The sequence below is a fragment of the Vibrio sp. Of7-15 genome (genome assembly GCF_022347565.1).
Classification (GTDB): domain Bacteria; phylum Pseudomonadota; class Gammaproteobacteria; order Enterobacterales; family Vibrionaceae; genus NORP241.
The window spans coordinates 50,782-70,524 of the sequence record NZ_JAKRGH010000024.1 but is presented as its reverse complement, the minus strand read 5'-3'; the positions used below and the strand labels follow the sequence as shown (position 1 = coordinate 70,524).

Annotated in this window: 20 protein-coding genes; all 20 read left to right on the top strand. The window is 42.6% G+C overall.

Annotated features, from left to right (window positions below; all coding sequences use genetic code 11):
• The first annotated feature begins 2 nt into the window (after positions 1-2).
• The 20 genes from MHO82_RS20015 to MHO82_RS19920 all read left to right on the top strand — a co-directional run bounded on the left by MHO82_RS20015 (position 3) and on the right by MHO82_RS19920 (position 19,741).
• Positions 3-1,433, top strand: coding sequence for a sigma-54 dependent transcriptional regulator (locus MHO82_RS20015; protein WP_239186873.1), 1,431 nt, complete (start codon positions 3-5; stop codon positions 1,431-1,433).
• 97 nt (positions 1,434-1,530) lie between these two features.
• The gene (gene fliE / locus MHO82_RS20010; RefSeq protein WP_239186870.1) at positions 1,531-1,842 is read left to right on the top strand and encodes a flagellar hook-basal body complex protein FliE; all 312 of its coding nucleotides are present in this window, start codon (positions 1,531-1,533) and stop codon (positions 1,840-1,842) included.
• A gap of 17 nt (positions 1,843-1,859) precedes the next feature.
• Positions 1,860-3,605 carry a flagellar basal-body MS-ring/collar protein FliF gene (gene fliF, locus MHO82_RS20005; RefSeq protein ID WP_239186867.1) on the top strand — a complete coding sequence of 582 codons (1,746 nt, stop codon included), beginning with the start codon at positions 1,860-1,862 and terminating at the stop codon, positions 3,603-3,605.
• Entirely contained in the window at positions 3,598-4,644 is a 1,047-nt protein-coding gene (fliG, locus tag MHO82_RS20000; RefSeq protein WP_239186864.1) for a flagellar motor switch protein FliG, read from the top strand. The genes fliF and fliG overlap by 8 nt, the downstream gene beginning before the upstream one ends.
• A gap of 15 nt (positions 4,645-4,659) precedes the next feature.
• The gene (fliH, locus tag MHO82_RS19995; protein ID WP_239186861.1) at positions 4,660-5,460 is read left to right on the top strand and encodes a flagellar assembly protein FliH; all 801 of its coding nucleotides are present in this window, start codon (positions 4,660-4,662) and stop codon (positions 5,458-5,460) included.
• Positions 5,460-6,782: a flagellar protein export ATPase FliI gene (gene fliI, locus MHO82_RS19990; RefSeq protein ID WP_239186858.1), complete on the top strand. Its 1,323-nt coding sequence runs from the start codon at positions 5,460-5,462 to the stop codon at positions 6,780-6,782. Before fliH ends, fliI begins: the two co-directional genes overlap by 1 nt.
• Positions 6,783-6,785: 3 nt before the next feature.
• Positions 6,786-7,223, top strand: a complete 438-nt coding sequence (gene fliJ, locus MHO82_RS19985) for a flagellar export protein FliJ (RefSeq protein ID WP_239186855.1) — start codon at positions 6,786-6,788, stop codon at positions 7,221-7,223.
• A gap of 67 nt (positions 7,224-7,290) precedes the next feature.
• On the top strand, positions 7,291-8,841 hold the full coding sequence (locus MHO82_RS19980) for a flagellar hook-length control protein FliK (RefSeq protein ID WP_239186852.1): 1,551 nt from the start codon (positions 7,291-7,293) through the stop codon (positions 8,839-8,841).
• Positions 8,842-8,876: 35 nt separating this feature from the next.
• On the top strand, positions 8,877-9,368 hold the full coding sequence (gene fliL / locus MHO82_RS19975) for a flagellar basal body-associated protein FliL (RefSeq protein ID WP_239186849.1): 492 nt from the start codon (positions 8,877-8,879) through the stop codon (positions 9,366-9,368).
• Between the two features lie 7 nt (positions 9,369-9,375).
• Positions 9,376-10,428, top strand: a complete 1,053-nt coding sequence (gene fliM, locus MHO82_RS19970) for a flagellar motor switch protein FliM (protein WP_239186846.1) — start codon at positions 9,376-9,378, stop codon at positions 10,426-10,428.
• A gap of 17 nt (positions 10,429-10,445) precedes the next feature.
• Positions 10,446-10,850 (top strand): flagellar motor switch protein FliN, encoded by a 405-nt coding sequence (fliN, locus tag MHO82_RS19965; RefSeq protein ID WP_239186843.1) that lies wholly within the window; start codon positions 10,446-10,448, stop codon positions 10,848-10,850.
• Positions 10,851-10,867: 17 nt separating this feature from the next.
• The gene (fliO, locus tag MHO82_RS19960) at positions 10,868-11,248 is read left to right on the top strand and encodes a flagellar biosynthetic protein FliO (RefSeq protein WP_239186840.1); all 381 of its coding nucleotides are present in this window, start codon (positions 10,868-10,870) and stop codon (positions 11,246-11,248) included.
• Positions 11,235-12,104 (top strand): flagellar type III secretion system pore protein FliP, encoded by an 870-nt coding sequence (gene fliP, locus MHO82_RS19955; protein WP_239186837.1) that lies wholly within the window; start codon positions 11,235-11,237, stop codon positions 12,102-12,104. Before fliO ends, fliP begins: the two co-directional genes overlap by 14 nt.
• A gap of 15 nt (positions 12,105-12,119) precedes the next feature.
• Positions 12,120-12,389: a flagellar biosynthesis protein FliQ gene (gene fliQ, locus MHO82_RS19950; protein WP_239186834.1), complete on the top strand. Its 270-nt coding sequence runs from the start codon at positions 12,120-12,122 to the stop codon at positions 12,387-12,389.
• Between the two features lie 7 nt (positions 12,390-12,396).
• The gene (gene fliR, locus MHO82_RS19945) at positions 12,397-13,179 is read left to right on the top strand and encodes a flagellar biosynthetic protein FliR (protein WP_239186908.1); all 783 of its coding nucleotides are present in this window, start codon (positions 12,397-12,399) and stop codon (positions 13,177-13,179) included.
• Between the two features lie 36 nt (positions 13,180-13,215).
• Positions 13,216-14,346 (top strand): flagellar biosynthesis protein FlhB, encoded by a 1,131-nt coding sequence (gene flhB / locus MHO82_RS19940; RefSeq protein WP_239186831.1) that lies wholly within the window; start codon positions 13,216-13,218, stop codon positions 14,344-14,346.
• A 155-nt stretch (positions 14,347-14,501) separates the two neighbouring features.
• Positions 14,502-16,595, top strand: coding sequence for a flagellar biosynthesis protein FlhA (gene flhA / locus MHO82_RS19935; protein ID WP_239186828.1), 2,094 nt, complete (start codon positions 14,502-14,504; stop codon positions 16,593-16,595).
• A 36-nt stretch (positions 16,596-16,631) separates the two neighbouring features.
• Positions 16,632-18,134 carry a flagellar biosynthesis protein FlhF gene (gene flhF / locus MHO82_RS19930; RefSeq protein ID WP_239186825.1) on the top strand — a complete coding sequence of 501 codons (1,503 nt, stop codon included), beginning with the start codon at positions 16,632-16,634 and terminating at the stop codon, positions 18,132-18,134.
• Positions 18,127-19,014 (top strand): MinD/ParA family protein, encoded by an 888-nt coding sequence (locus tag MHO82_RS19925; protein ID WP_239186822.1) that lies wholly within the window; start codon positions 18,127-18,129, stop codon positions 19,012-19,014. Before flhF ends, MHO82_RS19925 begins: the two co-directional genes overlap by 8 nt.
• Positions 19,007-19,741 (top strand): RNA polymerase sigma factor FliA, encoded by a 735-nt coding sequence (locus MHO82_RS19920; RefSeq protein ID WP_239186819.1) that lies wholly within the window; start codon positions 19,007-19,009, stop codon positions 19,739-19,741. The genes MHO82_RS19925 and MHO82_RS19920 overlap by 8 nt, the downstream gene beginning before the upstream one ends.
• Positions 19,742-19,743: the final 2 nt, after the last annotated feature.

Genomic DNA, 19,743 nt, shown 5'->3' with positions numbered 1-19,743 from the left:
AAATGGCTCAAAGCAAAGTGCTTATCGTAGAAGATGATGAAGGCTTACGTGAAGCTTTGGTAGATACACTGGCTTTGGCTGGATATGAATGGGTAGAAGCAGACAGTGCTGAACAGGCTCTGTTAATTTTAAAATCTCAGCCAGTTGATATTGTGGTTTCAGACGTGCAAATGGCTGGGATGGGCGGGCTAGCGTTATTGCGAAGTATTAAGCAGCATTGGCCGAAATTACCTGTATTGTTAATGACGGCATATGCAAATATTGAGGATGCTGTAGCAGCCATGAAAGAAGGCGCGATTGATTATATGGCCAAGCCATTTGCGCCGGAAGTACTACTTAATATGGTGAGCAGGTATGCTCCAGTGAATACTGATTCTACCGATGCGATTGTCGCAGATCCTAAAAGCCTTAAATTGCTATCACTAGCAGATAAAGTCGCTAAAACGGATGCTAATGTCATGGTTTTAGGGCCTAGTGGTAGCGGTAAAGAAGTGATGTCGCGATATATCCATAACTCCTCCCCTCGTAAAGATGGTCCGTTCATTGCCATTAACTGTGCCGCTATTCCAGATAATATGCTTGAAGCGACTTTATTTGGTTATGAAAAAGGGGCGTTTACCGGTGCTGTACAAGCGTGCCCTGGCAAATTTGAACAGGCTCAAGGGGGAACGATTTTACTGGATGAAATTAGTGAAATGGATCTAAACCTTCAAGCTAAGCTTTTACGTGTACTGCAAGAAAGAGAAGTAGAGAGATTAGGCAGCCGCAAAAGCATTAAGCTTGATGTACGGGTGTTAGCCACATCTAACCGTGATTTAAAGTTATATGTGTCAGAAGGGAATTTCCGAGAAGATTTGTATTATCGTTTGAACGTTTTTCCAATTGCTTGGCCACCGTTATGTGAAAGAGCAGGGGATATTGAGCCTCTTGCAAAACATTTGGTTGAACGTCATTGCAGTAAGCAGGGAATACCAGTACCAAGTTTTGAAAACAGTGCGATACAGAAACTGCAACAGTACAGTTGGCCTGGCAATGTACGTGAACTAGATAATGTTGTTCAGCGCGCACTAATTTTGAGTGAAAACAGTTCTATTAATACAGATCATATTTTATTAGAAGGGCTGGATTGGTCGGATGCTAATAGCCTACAGCAAGTCGTTGAAAGTGAAGTTTCTTCTCCTACAGTAAGGCCTGTTGCTGAAGTTGGGAGTGTACATTCCTCCAGCACACCTTCTGAGACTGCCGCGGCTGGTGCTGGAAGTGAGGGGCTGGGTGGTGAACTGCGTGAACAAGAATTTGCCATTATTCTTGAAACTATTCGTGCTTGTAACGGAAAACGCAAAGATGTAGCGGAAAAACTAGGAATTAGCCCTCGAACTTTACGTTATAAGTTGGCAAAAATGAGAGATGCTGGGATTGATATTCCCTCATAATTCAATTGCTTAAGGTTGATTTTATTTTGGCCTGTATATTGCATTTATGATATGGGTCACAGAATATTGTCAATTAATTGACTGTAAGAGGTTGTAGATGAAAGTTGGTGGATTACAGGAAGAAATGCAGGCTCTCATGTTGGATGCGGCGAATACAACTCGCCCTGCAACAGGTCAGCAAGTCTCTGAAAATTTTGGTGCGATTTTTCAACAAGCGGTAAATAACGTTAACGGTTTACAAAGTGCGTCGAGTGATTTAGCAACACGTTTTGACCGTGGTGATGAAAACGTATCGTTATCTGATGTAATGATTGCTCGAAACAAAGCCAGTGTTGCTTTTGAGGCAACAATCCAGGTTCGTAACAAGCTTGTCGATGCTTATAAAGAGCTGATGAGCATGCCAGTGTAATTCGCAGGAATTAATTAGTGTCAGAAGAAAATCAAAATACCGATCTTGCCTTGTCCAATGACGACTCAGGCTCGGGGGCATTAGCTGCCGATGGCGATCTGGGTGCACAAAACCCGGATCTTGATGAAAAAAGCTCCTCAAAAGTAGATTCAGCCTTGGGTAATCTTGATCTTTTACGTCAGGTTATCTTAGTTCTGTCTGTGTCTATTTGTGTGGCATTAATTGTAATGCTGTTCTTTTGGGTTCAAGAGCCGGATATGCGCCCACTAGGTACATATGAAACTGATGAGTTGATACAAGTTCTAGATTATTTAGATCAACAAAAAGTGGAATATCAACTTGAAGGTAATACGGTTCGAGTCCCTGTAGATGGCTTTAGTACATTAAAGCTAAATCTAAGCCGTGTTGGTTTGAACCAAGCGACGGATGCAGGCGATGATATCTTGTTACAAGATATGGGCTTTGGGGTTTCTCAGCGTTTGGAATTAGAACGTTTGAAGTTAAGCCGCGAACGCCAGCTAGCGAGCACTATTGAGCAAATGCGTCCAATCAAAAAAGCTCAAGTTTTGTTAGCAATGCCAAAACAAAGTGTTTTTGTAAGGCATAATCAAGAAGCATCAGCCACCGTATTTTTAACGCTTCGTATGGGAGCGAGTTTAAGTCAAGAAGAAGTTGATTCTATTGTTGATATGGTATCAAGCGCCGTACCAGGCATGAAACCTACTCGTGTAACAGTGACGGATCAACATGGTCGTTTGCTAAGCTCCGGCACTCAAGACCCTATGGCATCAGTGCGTCGTAAAGAGCAAGAGCTTGAAAGAAAGCAAGAGCAATCTTTACGCGAAAAAATTGACGCAATTTTAATTCCAGTTCTTGGTATTGGTAACTACACTGCGCAAGTCGATGTCTCTATGGACTTCAGTGCGGTAGAGCAAACCAGTAAGCGTTTTGATCCAGATACCGCGTCGACTCGAAGTGAATACACACTGGAAGATTACAACAACGGTAATGTTATTGCCGGTATTCCTGGAGCATTAAGTAACCAGCCTCCGGCTGATTCATCAATACCTCAAGATATTGCAGAGTTAAAAGATGGTTCAGTACTTGGTGAGGGTTCAGTTCATAAAGAAGCCACTCGTAACTTTGAATTGGATACCACGATTAGCCATGAGCGTAAGCAAACAGGTACGATTGCAAGGCAAACCGTTTCAGTTGCGGTTAAACATCAGCAGTCTGTTAACGCAGAAACGGGCGAAGTTACTTATACTGCGGTGAGTGATGCACAGTTAGAGAAAATCAGACAACTCCTGATTGGTAGTGTCGGTTTTAATGAGCAACGTGGTGACCTACTTAACGTTTTGAGTGTTAAGTTTGCTGAGCCACCAATGGAATCTATTGCCGATGTACCAATTTGGGAACATCCAAACTTTAACGATTGGGTTCGTTGGTTAGCTGGTGCCCTTGTCATTATTGTGGTGATTATTGTTCTGATTCGTCCGGCAATGAAAAAACTGCTTTATCCAAATCAAGATGCCGATGGCAACGAGCTGGGGCCAGATGGCATGCCAGTGGGGGCTGACGGTGAGATGGGCTTAATTGGTAGTGATTTAGAAGGTGGTGATGGCTTTGAGTTTGGCTCAGGCGTTGATTTACCGAACCTACATAAAGATGAAGACTTATTGAAAGCGGTTCGTGCTCTGGTGGCAAATGAACCTGAGTTGGCAGCGCAAGTAGTGAAGAATTGGGTATCTAGTAATGGCTAATGAAGTAGCAACAAAAGACGGTGAAAAGACAGAAGGTTTTGATATATCAACGCTTTCTGGTTCAGAGAAAGCGGCTATTTTACTTCTTAGCCTAAGTGAGGAGGATGCTGCAAGTATCATTCGTCATTTAGAGCCAAAGCAAGTTCAGCGTGTGGGTAGCGCCATGGCGACAGTGTCCGATTTAAATCAGGAGAAAGTGTCTGCTATCCATCGAGCGTTCTTAGAAGATATCCAGAAATACACTAATATTGGAATGGGTAGTGAAGACTTTATGCGTAATGCTCTTGTTGCGGCATTAGGCGAAGATAAAGCGAATAACTTAGTAGATCAAATTCTACTGGGTAGCGGTTCAAAAGGGTTGGATTCACTAAAATGGATGGATCCACGACAAGTGGCCAGCATTATTATTAATGAGCACCCGCAGATCCAAACCATTGTTCTGTCTTACTTAGACCCAGATCAATCTGCTGAAATTTTGTCTCAATTCCCTGAGCGTGTGCGTCTTGATCTGATGATGAGGATCGCGAATCTTGAAGAAGTTCAACCAGCAGCATTAGCGGAGTTGAATGAGATCATGGAGAAACAATTTGCTGGTCAGTCTGGTGCTCAGGCTGCAAAAATTGGTGGCTTGAAAGCTGCCGCGGAAATCATGAACTACTTAGACAATAGCGTCGAAGGTATGTTGATGGATCAAATCCGTGATAATGATGAAGAGATGGCAACTCAGATTCAGGACTTGATGTTTGTATTTGAGAATCTTATTGAAGTGGATGATCGTGGTATTCAGACCATGCTACGTGACGTTCCTCAAGAAGTACTTCAAAAAGCGCTTAAAGGTGCCGACGATACACTACGAGATAAAATCTTACGTAATATGTCGAAACGTGCTGCTGAAATGCTTAAAGATGATCTTGAAGCAATGGGGCCAATTCGTGTTGCTGATGTTGAAGCCGCTCAGAAAGAAATTCTTGCTGTGGCACGACGTCTTGCGGATGCTGGTGAGATCATGCTGTCTGGTGGTGCTGAAGAGTTCTTATAATAGGGTAATTACTGTATGAGCTTAAAGCAAAAGAGAGGTTTTCTGCGTCTTTCTGATGACGAAGAAAAAGCAGTACCAACAGAAATGTGGGATTTCCCAGACTATGGGGATCCCACAAAACCTGCAAAAGAAACGGCTCTTAATTATGATCCTGGTTGGGTTCCTCATATTGAACAGGAGCCTGAAGAAGAGCCTTTTGTTTTAACGGAAGAACAGATTGAGATCATTAAGGCAGGTGCTTATCAAGAAGGCTTACAGCAAGGACAGGAAGCAGGTTTAGCTCAAGGCTTTGAACAAGGTAAAGTTGAGGGCTTTGAACAAGGTAAGCTTGAAGGGCAGCAGGTTGGTCATGCTGAAGGGGTTGCTTCTGGACAAGAAGAGATTGCCGAAAAGGTTGCTTCTTTGGTGAAGCTATCTGATCAATTTGCAGAGCCACTTCAGACACTTAATGCACAAGTTGAGCGTCAAATAGTTGACATGGTGTTAACATTGACACGTGAGATTGTTCATGTAGAAGTGCAAACCAACCCTCAGTGTATATTGGAAGCCTTGAAAGAATCGGTAACAGCCTTACCTGTGGCTAACCGAGAAATTAAAATACTGCTGAACCCTCAAGATCATAAAGTGGTTTTAGATGCGTATGGTAACTCTGAATTGGATCAGCGTCAGTGGCAACTTGTTTGTGAGCCTGCTTTGAATGTGGGAGATATTCAAATTGAAGCTGGGGATTCAAGTGTCAGTTTTTTGGTTGAAGAGCGTATACGTTCAGTGATTAAACAGTTTTGCTCTACAAATCACCATCGAGGTGATCAGTAATGTTAGCGCTTGCCGAGCGACTAAGTCAGTATAAAACTCAAGGGCTAACCACTAAAGCCATCGCATCCGGTCGGTTAGTTCGTGTTGTTGGGTTAACTCTTGAAGCGACAGGTTGCCGTGCACCCATTGGTAGTTTGTGTTTGGTTGAGACGTTAAGTGGTTCTATGGAGGCTGAGGTAGTCGGCTTTTCCGGTGATAACCTTTTTCTTATGCCAAGTGAACAAGTTTCTGGCATTTTACCAGGGGCCAAAGTTACTCCAATTTTACACGATAGCGGTGTTCCTGTCGGTATGGAGCTCCTTGGACGAGTTATTGATGGAGTAGGTAATCCTCTTGACGGTTTAGGCGACTTATACACCAAAGAGAGGGCTTCTTTTTCTGCGACTCCCATTAACCCTTTATCTCGTAAACCAATCACAGAACCTTTAGATGTCGGGTTGAAAGCCATTAATGGTTTACTTACCGTTGGTAAAGGACAGCGAATTGGTTTATTTGCAGGCTCTGGTGTGGGTAAATCCGTGACGTTAGGAATGATGACGCGAGGCACGACAGCTCAAGTTGTTGTTGTTGGCCTGATTGGTGAACGTGGACGAGAGGTAAAAGAGTTTATTGAAGAAATCTTAGGTGTCGAAGGCCGTGAGCGTGCGGTTGTTGTTGCAGCGCCTGCCGATGCCTCACCGCTTATGCGTCTTAAAGGCTGTCAAACGGCACTGACTATTGCTGAGTACTTTCGAGATCAGGGCTTAGATGTTTTATTGCTTATGGACTCTTTAACTCGTTTTGCTCAAGCACAACGTGAGATTGCTTTGTCCGTGGGAGAACCTCCTGCTACAAAAGGTTATCCGCCTTCTGTATTTGCCAAATTACCGGCTCTAGTTGAACGAGCGGGTAATGGAGGGGAAGGCCAAGGCTCCATTACTGCCTTCTTTACGGTCTTAACCGAAGGGGATGATTTGCAAGACCCCATTGCTGATGCCTCGCGAGCTATTCTTGATGGTCATATTGTTTTATCTCGTGAAATGGCAGACGCTGGCCATTACCCTGCGATTGATGTCGAGCGTTCAGTGAGCCGGGTTATGCCGCAAATCACTGATGGTGAGCATATGTTGATGGCCAAAGCAGTACGTCAAGTACTATCCACTTGTCGTAAGAACCAAGATTTGGTGTCAATAGGAGCTTATAAACCTGGAACAGATCCATCAATAGATCAAGCATTTACCTTAAAGCCTAAATTAGACCAATACTTGCAGCAAGGAATGAAAGAGTCAGTTCAATACCAAATGTGTGTAAACATGCTGAGGTCGACTCTGCAAGGGGGGTAATGAATGAATAATGCATTTGATTTCCTACTTGAACAGGCAAAAGAGAAAGAGCAACAGGCGATATTAGCGTTAAGCTCTGCTCGTATGGAATTAGATAATTATTATCAGCAGTTAGCTCAAATTGAGCAATACCGATTGGATTATTGTAAGCAGCTGGTGGAGCGAGGACAGAAAGGCCTAACAGCGAGTCAATACAGCCATCTCAATAAGTTTTTAGTGCAACTCGATGAAACACTTACTAAGCAGAAGAGTGCAGAAGAACATTTTGTTTCTCAAGTAGATAACTGTCAGCACTATTGGCAAGAAGTACGTAAGCAACGTCGTTCTTATGAATGGATGATAGAAAAAAAAGCCAAAGAAAAGCAAGCTGCTCTTGATAAACAGGAGCAGAAGCTAATGGATGAACTTGCTACTTTACAGTTTGCTCGCCGTTCAAACTGATATGGTGGCCCAAATATTGCAGAAGTATCTTTTGTCCTAGTTTACTACGTTGTGAAAGAGAGTACCGATGAACTTGCAAAACCTATCAGTATCTGATGCTGCAGTAAAAACGACAGTTACACCAAGTGCATCTTCAGCTGCAGATAGCGTTCAAATTGATGAAGGCAGTTTTTTGCAGGAGTTGAAAGACCTTATTTGGGATTCAGAGCAACCCTCTGAGTCGGAATCAACGAAAGTACAAGAGCAACAACTAAAAAGTGTTGATGTCAGTGAAAAAGAGGGCAAAGCTCCTGAAACTGTAGAGAGTAAAGAGCCCGAAGCTGCAGAAATCAAAAAGGCTGAGCAGAACAAAGAAGAAACACTCGCTGAAACTGAAAAAGCAACGCTAGACGATAATGAGGTCGAGCTTGCTTCTTCAGATGCAGAGCGTAGTGCTGCAATGGCTGAAGGCAATGAAGTGCTAAATCGTTTAAATGAAGCGAATAATACTTTAACCAAAGGCAATTCTTTGCCGCAATCTGTGAAAGTAGAAAAAGCGGAGGCCAATTCGACAGTCATGACTTCTGTGACCCCAGAAAGTTCACAACCTTCAGAATTGGCTGAAACTGGATCTGCATTAGGTGTATCTTCTACAGTATCGGTGGCCGGAAAAAGTGTAAGTCCAGTGGAGACTACCAGGGTCTCTACCGATGGGACTCCTTTATCAGCGGTGAAGCAAACCGCTCTAGGTAGCACAGAGCCTTTATCTCAAGAGATTTCTGTTGAAGGGGAAACACCATTAACGGTTGCTTCTTTAGGGGGAATTGCTGCGAAAGAGCTGGATGTGCCTGCTTCATTACAACGACATATGTCTGGTTCGGCAAATTCACCAGCTTCGGCTTCTGTGACCCCAGAAAACTTGCCCAGCCAAGAATTGTCCGCGAAAGACTTACAAAGTGTGAGCTTACCTCAGGCGCATAAGCTTGGCGCTCAAGCCATTCCTTCTGCTGCGCTTGAAAAAGGCCAAATAGATATTGCAGCTTTAGGTATGACAGCAGTTGATAAAAAAGAAGTATTAGATTCATCTGGTAAACCTCTGCCAGATGGGCTGAACCAACAGCTGTCGGCATTAGCTGGCTTACAGGGAACACAAGCCTTACAGCAAACTCGTACAGAGCAGCAAGTACAGGCACAAATGGTACAGCAAGCACCATTACAATTAACTCGTGAGCAAGCAACCGAAAAGCTTTCTGAGCGAATTAACCTTATGCTGTCTAAAAACTTAAAGCATGTAGATATTCGTTTAGATCCCCCTGAACTTGGGCGAATGCAAATTCGGTTATCTATGAATAACGACCAGGCATCAGTGCAATTTACCGTTGCCAATGGACAAGCAAGGGATGTTGTTGATCAAGCAATGCCTAGATTGCGCGAGATGATGTTACAGCAAGGGATTCAGCTAGCTGATACTAGCGTTCAGCAGCAAAGCTCAGGGCAATCTCAACAAGGTTACGCAGAGAAAAACGATCATGGGGATGATCAATATGCGGCAGAGTCTCACCTTGATGATGAACAGCAAGCAACTGAGTTGTCGTTAGAGGTTGAACAACCAAAACAAGGGATCAGCTTTTACGCTTGATCAGAATTTATTGATATAAGGTTTAAGGACATAATATGGCAGATCAAGAAGCTGCACCACAGGGCAAAAAAAAGTTAATCATCTTTATTCTGATTGGTTTAATTGTACTTGGTGGTGGTGGCGCTGCAGCTTGGTTTTTCTTTTTGTCAGGCGATGAAAGTACAGAAATGGAAGACGTTGCAGAAATGGCTCCTGCTTTGCCGACAGGTCCTGCATTATATATAAATCTTCCTCAACCATTTATTTTTAATGTAACAGGGGATCGACAGGATCGCTTGGTGCAAATTAAAGTCCAGCTAATGACTCGTGGTGATCAAAACGAAGAAATTGCTAATTTGCATACACCGCTAATTGAGAGCTCATTACTTTCAACATTTGGTGCGGCAACCGTTGAGCAATTAAGAACACCGCGTGGACGTATTGAGCTAAGGGATCAGGCTCAAGGTGATATTCAGGCAGCATTTACCAAATTAACCGGTAAGCCTGTTATCGAAAAAGTATTATTTACCGACTTTGTAATGCAATAGGTTTATTGTGAGTGATCTATTAACCCAAGATGAAATTGATGCTCTTCTACATGGTGTTGACGATGTAGAAGAAGAGATGGGCGGTGGGGATGAAGTAGAAGCGAAACCTACTAGCTCTTTCGATTTTTCATCCCAAGATAGAATTGTTCGTGGTCGCATGCCGACCCTCGAACTGATTAATGAGCGCTTTGCACGTCACATGCGTATTAGCTTGTTTAACATGCTAAGAAAAACGGCGGAAGTGTCCATTAATGGTGTTCAAATGATTAAATTCGGTGAATACCAAAATACCCTTTATGTTCCAACCAGTCTCAACATGGTACGTTTCAGACCACTTAAAGGCACGGCGTTAATTACCATGGAAGCACGTTTAGTCTTTATTCTGGTTGAGAACTTTTTTGGTGGCGATGGCCGCTTTCACGCAAAAATTGAAGGCCGTGAATTCACACCAACAGAACGTCGAATTGTACAGATGTTGCTCAAGCTTGTTTTCGAAGATTACAAAGAAGCTTGGTCGCCTGTTATGGGGGTTGAGTTTGAATATTTAGACTCTGAAGTAAACCCAACCATGGCAAACATTGTGAGTCCAACAGAAGTTATTGTAGTGAGCTCATTCCATATTGAAGTCGATGGCGGCGGCGGTGATTTTCATGTTGTTATGCCATATTCGATGGTTGAACCGATTCGTGAGTTGCTTGATGCTGGTGTTCAAAGTGACAAGATGGATACGGACGTACGCTGGAGTAAAGCGCTGCGTGACGAAATCATGGATGTTCCTGTTGAATTAAAAGCAAAACTAATGGATGTTGATCTGTCATTAAGAGACTTGATGGAAATGGAGCCAGGGGATGTGATCCCTATTGAGGTTCCAGAGTATACCACTGTTTTTGTAGAAGATTTACCAACATACCGTGCGAAAATGGGACGTTCTGGAGATAAAGTCGCTCTGAGAATTTCTGAGAAAATTAAACGTCCAGATATGGTGAAAACTGATTTGGCATTTTTGGGTAAAGATGTTCTCTTCGATTTGGATGATGATGACGAATCATCTGATGATTAATAGATAGGTAAAATAAAATGGATCCAAATGAACAGCAGATGGCTGATGAGTGGGCAGCAGCTTTGAGTGAAGACGCAGATGCACAAGCTTCTTCTGATGAGGTAAAGCCAGCACCGCTTGAAGAGTTTTCAACTGATGAAAAGCCCATCACTGAAGATGAGCGTCGAAAACTTGACACTATCCTTGATATTCCAGTCACTATTTCAATGGAAGTAGGGCGTTCACACATCAGCATTCGAAACTTACTGCAATTAAACCAAGGTTCTGTCGTTGAGTTAGACAGAATTGCGGGTGAGTCACTAGATGTGATGGTTAACGGCACTTTGATTGCTCATGGTGAAGTTGTGGTGGTGAACGACAAATTTGGTATTCGATTGACAGATGTAATCAGTCAGACTGAGCGAATTAAAAAGCTGCGTTAATGTAAAGGTTAAGGGATATGAAATTTTTTTGGCTTCTTGTGTGCCTCCCTTTACCTGCTTTCTCCGCAACACCTGATTTAAATTTGGCAGCAACACTAGGGTCTCTACTCTTTGTTGTTGCCCTTATTTTATTTCTAGCTTGGGTTTTGAAAAAAATGCAGCTTCCGGGTGTGGGTGGTAATAATGGTTCAATGAAGGTAATTAGGCAGCTTGCAGTAGGGCAGAAAGAGCGCATTGTTCTGATTCAAGTTGGCGACGAGCAACTTCTTGTTGGTGTAACAGCAACGAATATTAATTTGCTGAGTAAGTTAGAAACCCCAATCGTTGATGAAGGTAGCCCAAGCACTTCATTTTCTCATCAGTTAAGCCAAATAATGACCAAAAATGATCAGAAATAATATTGTTGTGACCAGTTTGGTTGCCATCCTCTTTTTTTTCACGACTTCCATGGCTTTTGCTGATAATGATTTAGCAAAGACGATTCCTACATCGGCAACTGGGGCTGAAAACATTACCGTTTCGGCGATGGAAAAAGATGAAGGTGCATCCAAAAGTCTAATTAAAAGTAGTTCGTCTGGTGGTGGTATTCCTGCTTTTACCATGACAACGAACGCAAGTGGCGGGGAAGATTACTCAGTAAATCTACAAATCTTGGCCATGATGACCATTCTAGGTTTTTTACCTGCAATGGTTATCTTAATGACGTCATTTACTCGGATTGTGGTGGTGATGTCGATTCTTCGTCAGGCTATGGGTTTACAACAAACACCATCGAATCAGGTAATTGTTGGTATTGCTCTATTTTTGACGCTATTTATCATGTCTCCTGTCATTGAGCAAATTAACCAAACAGCGGTTCAGCCGTACATTAATGATGAGATGCCAGCAAAAGAAGCTTTTGCCGCAGCTCAGGGGCCTTTGAAAGATTTCATGTTAAAGCAAACACGAGTTAAAGATTTAGAAACGTTTGTAAACATGGCTGGGGTGACAGCGGTAAATCCTGAAGATGTCCCTATGACTGTGGTGATCCCAGCGTTTATAACCTCTGAGCTGAAAACTGCTTTCCAAATAGGTTTTATGCTGTTTTTACCATTTCTTATTATCGATTTAGTGGTTGCTTCGGTTCTGATGGCCATGGGTATGATGATGCTTTCGCCTATGATTGTATCACTGCCGTTTAAATTGATGCTGTTTGTATTAGTGGATGGTTGGAACCTTATATTATCTACGCTGGCTGGTAGTTTCGGCACGTAGAGCTAGGAATTAGTCATGACTCCAGAGCATTTTACGGAACTCTTCCAAGGGGCGCTATACATGGTTTTGATCATGGTATGCGCAATTATTATTCCTAGTTTATTGGTTGGTTTGATTGTCGCTATTTTTCAGGCGGCAACGTCAATTAACGAACAAACCTTGAGTTTTTTACCACGTTTAATCGTTACTTTATTAGCATTGATGGCATTTGGCCATTGGATGACACGTATGCTGATGGAGTATTTTTTTAACTTAGTGGAACAGATCCCGCTACTGCTATTTTAAGTTAATGATGGAATACCCCGCAGATATTATCTTAAGCTGGATCGCCAATTACTTTTGGCCATTTACGCGTATCTCGGCCATGATGATGGTCATGACGGTATTTGGGGCGCGTTTTGTATCGCCTAGGATTCGGTTGTTCTTAGCGCTTGCGGTGACATTTGCAGTGATGCCTTCAATTCCTGCGGTTCCTGAGGAGATTGAATTACTGTCATTTAAAGGCTTTCTGACGACGGCAGAGCAAATATTAATCGGCGTGTCCATGGGAATGGTGACCCAGTTTATTATTCAGACGTTTGTGTTACTCGGGCAGATATTGGGTATGCAATCGAGTTTGGGTTTTGCTTCCATGGTAGATCCAGCGAATGGACAGAATACCCCATTGTTAGGGCAGCTATTCATGTTTTTGGCAACGATGTTTTTTCTGTCTACTGATGGCCATTTAAAGATGATCAATTTTGTGGTTATTAGCTTTAAAACACTGCCAATAGGAACAGGTAGACTGACAGCCATAGACTTTCATTCAATGGCAACATGGCTTGGGATCATGTTTAAAGCCTCTTTAAGTATGTCTTTATCCGGCATTATTGCATTATTAACTGTTAACCTTTCATTTGGCGTAATGACACGTGCAGCACCACAGCTGAATATTTTCTCATTGGGTTTTGCATTTGCTTTGTTAGTTGGTTTGTTCTTATGTTGGTACATACTATTAGGGATGTACGCACACTATGATTTGCATTGGCAGTTGGGAGAGACGCAGCTATGTAGTCTGATCCGGTTAGATTGTTAGTTTAGCGTCGCTTAGAGAAAGGTAACGGAGGCTGCCATGGCAGAACAAGACGGTCAAGAACGTACAGAAGACGCAACGCCCAGGCGGCTTCAACAAGCAAAAGAAAAAGGGCAAGTTGCACGTTCAAAAGAGCTCGCTTCTGTTTCGGTATTAGTACTTGGTGCGATCTCGCTCATGTGGTTTGGGGAATCTCTAGGACGCGCGTTATTTTCTGTTATGGGGCGCTTTTTTACGATCTCTCGTGAAGAAATTTACGATATGGGAGTATTGGTTGAAATCATATGGGGGGCTTTAGGTCATTTGGTTTTGCCTCTGTCTTTGGTTCTTATTACGCTTTTTATTGCAGGGTTAATTGGCGCTGCTGGTGTGGGTGGTGTTAGCTTTTCTGCTGAAGCTGCTAGGCCCAAGTTATCCAAAATGAACCCTCTGAGTGGTATTAAGCGTATGTTTGGCCTTCAAAGCTGGGTTGAGTTGGTTAAGTCTATTCTGAAAGTTGTCTTGGTCGCTGGTGTTGCATTTTATTTGGTGAATGCCAGTAAAGCTGACTTATTCCAGTTGAGCCTAGATACTTTTCCCGCCAATATTTTCCATGCTTTAGAGATTCTATTGCAGTTTATACTGCTTATTAGCTGCTCTTTGCTTGTAGTAGTTGCTATCGATATTCCTTTTCAAATCTGGCAGCACGCAGAGCAGTTGAAAATGACAAAACAGGAAGTTAAAGACGAATACAAAGAGATGGAAGGTAAGCCCGAAGTTAAAGGGCGTATTCGAATGTTGCAAAGGGAAATGGCACAACGACGAATGATGGCGGATGTCCCACAAGCGGATGTGGTAGTTACTAACCCGGAGCATTTTTCTGTTGCACTGCGTTATAAGCACGATCAAGATAAAGCACCTGTCGTTGTTGCGAAAGGCATTGATCATGTGGCTTTTAAAATACGAGAGATAGCACGAGAGCATGAGATTGCTATTATCCCGGCTCCGCCACTGGCTCGAGCACTGTATCATTCCACGGAACTAGAGCAGCAGATCCCTGACGGCTTGTTTACTGCGGTTGCCCAAATATTGGCGTATATTTTCCAATTAAAGCAGTACCGACGTAAAGGTGGCGAGAAACCTGTCTTAATGGAAGATAATTTACCTATACCACCAGAATACCGACGTTGATAGAGTAATTCATTCTGCTTGAAGCTCTTTTTTTAGTGACAGATTTTTGACTGTTAACAGTGGCTTGATTTTTGCTTTTCATGGATTTATTAGTGAAGCAGTCATGGTATATGGCTGCTATTGAAAATTCTTCTGACTATTAAGTATCTCAAACCATGAAGCTAGCTGTTCCTTTCTCGGATAAGTTGCCCTTATCGCAATTAAAAGCCATGCCTGCTATCGGTGCGCCAGTTTTGGTTCTCGCAGCGTTAGCAATGGTGGTGTTACCCATGCCACCATTTCTGCTGGATATCATGTTTTCTTTTAACATTGCTTTGGCGATGGTGGTACTTTTAGTCTCGGTATATACCCGAAGACCATTGGATTTTGCTGCTTTCCCTACCGTATTGCTTATTGCTACCTTGTTACGTTTAGCGTTGAATGTAGCTTCTACGCGTGTGGTTTTATTATATGGTCATGAGGGCTCAGGAGCTGCTGGTCAAGTAATTGAAGCGTTTGGTAGCGTTGTTATCGGTGGTAACTATGCTGTTGGTTTAGTGGTCTTTTTAATCTTGATGATCATTAACTTTATGGTTGTCACCAAAGGTGCAGGGCGTATTTCAGAGGTAAGTGCTCGTTTTACCTTGGATGCGTTACCTGGTAAACAGATGGCGATTGACGCAGATTTGAACGCTGGCCTGATCGATCAAGAGCAAGCAAGAACTCGTCGTTTCGAAGTTACCAAAGAAGCTGATTTTTACGGTTCAATGGATGGTGCATCAAAATTTGTAAAGGGTGATGCCATTGCGGGTATTTTGATTCTCTTCATTAATATTTTAGGTGGCCTAAGCATTGGTATGATCCAACATGATGTTGGTTTTGGTGATGCGGTTCAAATTTATACCTTGCTAACTATTGGTGATGGTCTTGTTGCCCAAATCCCATCCCTCTTGCTATCCATTTCTGCTGCGATCATGGTAACTCGTCAAAACACTGACGAAGACATGGGACAAGAAGTTTTCTTCCAACTATTTAATAACCCAAAAGCGTTAATGATAACGGCAGGGATATTAACAGTAATGGGGCTTGTACCAGGCATGCCTCACTTTGCTTTTTTACTTTTGGCCGCTATTGCTGGTGCTGGCTCGTATTACTTGGTGAAAAAGCAACAGAATAAAGCGGAAGAGAAGAAAGCAGCACCTCCAACCGATTTGGCCAAGCCTACCCAAAAGGATTTATCTTGGGATGATGTTCAACCTGTTGATGTGATTGGTTTAGAAGTTGGTTACCGTTTAATACCAATGGTGGATCGTGATCAGGGTGGTGAGCTATTAGATCGTGTGAAAGGGGTACGTAAAAAGCTTTCTCAAGATTTTGGCTTCCTTGTTCCTGCTGTTCATATTCGTGACAACCTAGAGTTACCGCCGAATAGCTATCGGATTACTTTAATGGGGGTTGCTGGTGGTGAAGCAGAAATCCGTCCTGATCAAGAATTAGCGATTAACCCTGGACAAGTGTATGGAATGATTGAAGGTGAGCCAACGTTTGATCCGGCCTTTGGATTAGAAGCAGTTTGGATTAATGAAGAGCAGCGAGAGCACGCACAAGCTCTTGGCTATACAGTTGTTGATGCTGCAACCGTGCTTGCAACACATTTAAGCCAGCTTCTAACCAACAATGCATCGCAGCTTTTAGGTCATGAAGAGGTACAAAACTTAGTGGAAATGCTGGGACGTTCAGCTCCTAAGTTGGTCGAAGGTTTTGTTCCGGATCAGCTGCCTTTAGGTGTGGTGGTTAAAGTGCTACAGAATTTGCTTAATGAAGCGATTCCAATCCGAGATATTCGAACAATTGTTCAAACTTTATCCGAATATGCAGCAAAGAGTCAAGAACCTGACATTCTTACTGCTGCCGTCAGAATTGCTTTAAAGCGTTTAATAGTTCAAGAAATCAATGGGATAGAGCCTGAGCTGCCTGTTATTACGTTGATTCCTGAGTTGGAACAAATATTGCATCAGACTATGCAGGCGTCAGGTGGAGAATCCACAGGTATAGAACCAGGGCTGGCAGAGCGTCTACAAGCTTCCCTTACACAAGCCACTCAAGAGCAAGAGCTAAAAGGGGAGCCAGCAGTATTACTAACATCAGGTGTGTTACGTTCTACTTTAGCTAAGTTTGTGAAGAATACGATTCCAAGTCTCCGTGTACTTTCTTACCAAGAAATACCGGATGAGAAGCAAATTCGTATTGTTCAGGCTGTCGGCAATTAACTATCGCGTTAACTGATTAACGCAGGATAAACGGCTTTGAAAATAAAGAGATTTTTTGCAAAAGATATGCGTTCAGCCTTAGTTGAAGTTAAGGAAGAACTTGGCGTTGATGCCGTTATTATGTCGAATAAAAAGGTCACTGGTGGTGTTGAAATTGTTGCGGCAATTGATTCTGATCAACAACGAAAACCTAGTGCAGCGGCAGGAGCGGCTTCGCCGGAAAATCAACTCAGTAATCACTTATCTGAGCGCAATTTAGATAATGATAAAGTTGATATTCAAAAGGGTGGTTCGATGACTCGTCGTTTCGCCAATATGTTAAAGCAATACAGCGATAACAACGGGCGTAAACCTGAGGCGGAAACTCATCAAGCGAAGGATCCTGAACCAGAAGTTGACTCATTAACGGCTTTGTTAAGACGTCAATCAAAGTTTCAAAATCAGCAGGCATTAAACTCAACGTCTGAGATGACAAAGGCCATCCAGCATAATCCTGGATTGGCATCTTTGATTGCTGAAGATAAAAATATTGAAGTTCATAAACCTCAGTTAGATCCAACTCGTTTTGAACGTAATCGTGCAGCTGAAGATAAAAAGAACCAAGAATTAGAAAGTATGCGTGATGAGATGACGTCTATTCGTCGTCTTTTAGAACATCAAGTTTCTGGGTTGATGTGGCAAGAGGTGGAGCGACGTGAACCACTAAGAGCTATGTTAATCAAGCGTTTAGTTAAAATGGGTTTATCGGATGAATTAGCTGATCAGTTAGCTTGTTACATTCCAGAAGATATTCCAGCTAATCAAGCTTGGCGATCTTTATTAGAGTTGCTGTCAGATCAAATTATTACGACGAAAGATAATATCTTAGATACAGGTGGGGTTGTTGCTTTACTTGGACCAACGGGTGTTGGTAAAACGACCACCATTGCTAAGTTAGCAGCAAGAGCGGCAATGGATTATGGATCAAGCCAAGTCGCTCTAATTACCACGGATACGTATCGTATTGGTGCTCATGAACAATTAGCGACCTATGGTCGTATTTTAGGTTGTCCAGTAAGAGTGGTTAAAGATGCCGATGAATTGGCCGATACTGTATATCAGCTTCGACATCGTAAGCTAATCTTAGTAGATACCGCAGGAATGGGGCAGCGTGATGTTCGCTTGTCCGAGCAGCTTGATACGTTAATGCAAAATAGTGGTGCTAAAATTCGTAGCTTTTTAGTGCTGCCAGCAACATCACAACGTAAAGTTTTACAGGAAACAGTTGAGCACTTTAGGCGTATCCCATTATCGGGATGTGTATTAACGAAACTGGATGAATCGTTGAGTTTAGGTGAGCTAATTAACGTTGTTATTCAAAATGCACTTCCTATTGCTTATATCGCAAATGGTCAACGTGTACCTGAAGATATCGTATTAGCAAAACCAAAATATCTGGTGAATCGCGCGAATGAATTGTTAGAACAGGAGTCAAAACAAGATACACACTTCTGGAATAGCGATGAAGATGAATCACCAGCGGCGGATACTTATGATTGAGACAATAATGCAAGATCAAGCTAGCGGCCTCCGTCGCCTTACACAGCCAACATCAACTAAAGTGATTGCGGTAACTGGCGGCAAAGGTGGTGTCGGTAAAACGAATGTAACCCTTGGTTTAGCGCTCTCTATGGCTCGCCAAGGAAAAAAAGTCATGGTGTTGGATGCTGATCTAGGCTTAGCTAACATTGATGTAATGTTAGGAATACGCGCCAGAAAAAATCTTGGCCATGTATTAGCAGGTGAGTGTGAATTAAAAGACACTATCGTTGAAGGCCCATTTGGTGTGAAAATTATCCCTGCCGCATCGGGGACTCAATCCATGGCAGAATTAACACCAGCACAACACGCTGGGCTAATTCGTGCTTTTGGCAGTTTAGAAGATGAACTAGACGTATTACTTGTAGACACGGCTGCTGGTATTTCGGACATGGTCATCAGTTTTTCACGAGCTGCACAAGATGTTATTGTTGTTGTATGCGATGAACCTACGTCAATTACTGATGCTTATGCTTTAATTAAGATATTGAGCAGAGAGTATCAGGTTCCTCGTTTTAAAATTGTTGCAAATATGGTAAGAAGTTACCGTGAAGGGCGTGAACTATTTACTAAGCTAACGTTAGTAACTGAGCGTTTTTTAAATGCAAATTTGGAACTGGTCGCGTGTATCCCGATGGATGATAAAGTGCGGCAGTCTGTTAAGAAGCAAAAGATTGTTGTTGAAGCATTCCCTCGTTCTCCAGCATCTTTAGCGATTTGCTCTTTAGCGAACAAAGCGTTGACCTGGCCTGTTCCTAAGAATCCTAGTGGACACCTAGAATTTTTTGTGGAACGCTTATTGCTAAGAAATGACGCTGTTGGGGAGCGTGTTGGTGAGTAAAGCGTTAACTTACAATCAGTTTAAGAGCTCGGATAAGAGCCCTCAAGCTTTCTTAGAAAGATACTCGGATCTTGTAAAGCGTATTGCTCATCACCTGATGGGGCGTTTACCTCCGAGCGTATTAATTGAAGATTTGATCCAGTCAGGAATGATTGGGTTACTTGAAGCCCAGCAAAACTATGATCCAAGTAAAGGTGCTAGTTTTGAAACGTATGCTGGTATTCGAATTAGGGGCTCTATGCTAGACGAAATTCGTCGTGGTGATTGGGTCCCTCGCTCAGTTCATAAAAATAGCCGTTTAATAAATAGTGCAATTAATGAGCTAGAAGGCCGGTTAGGGCGTGATCCAACTGATATAGAAGTGGCAGAATACCTCGAAATGTCAATTGAGCAGTACCATCAAATGCTCAATGATGTAAACTGCGGTCGGTTAGTTGGAATGGAAGACCTTGGAGTAACAGAAGATGCGATTACGACCGAAGAGTCTAGTAATGAAAATCTTCCTTTCCAAGGTGTTGCCGATGATAACTTTCGGTCATCTCTTACTGAAGCAATTAAAACGCTACCAGAAAGAGAGGCTTTAGTTCTTTCTCTTTATTACGATGAAGAACTTAACTTAAAAGAGATTGGTGCTGTAATTGGTGTTAGCGAATCGCGAGTATGCCAAATACATAGCCAAGCAATGCAACGTTTACGTGCTAAATTAAGTGCGTGGACCGCACAATAATA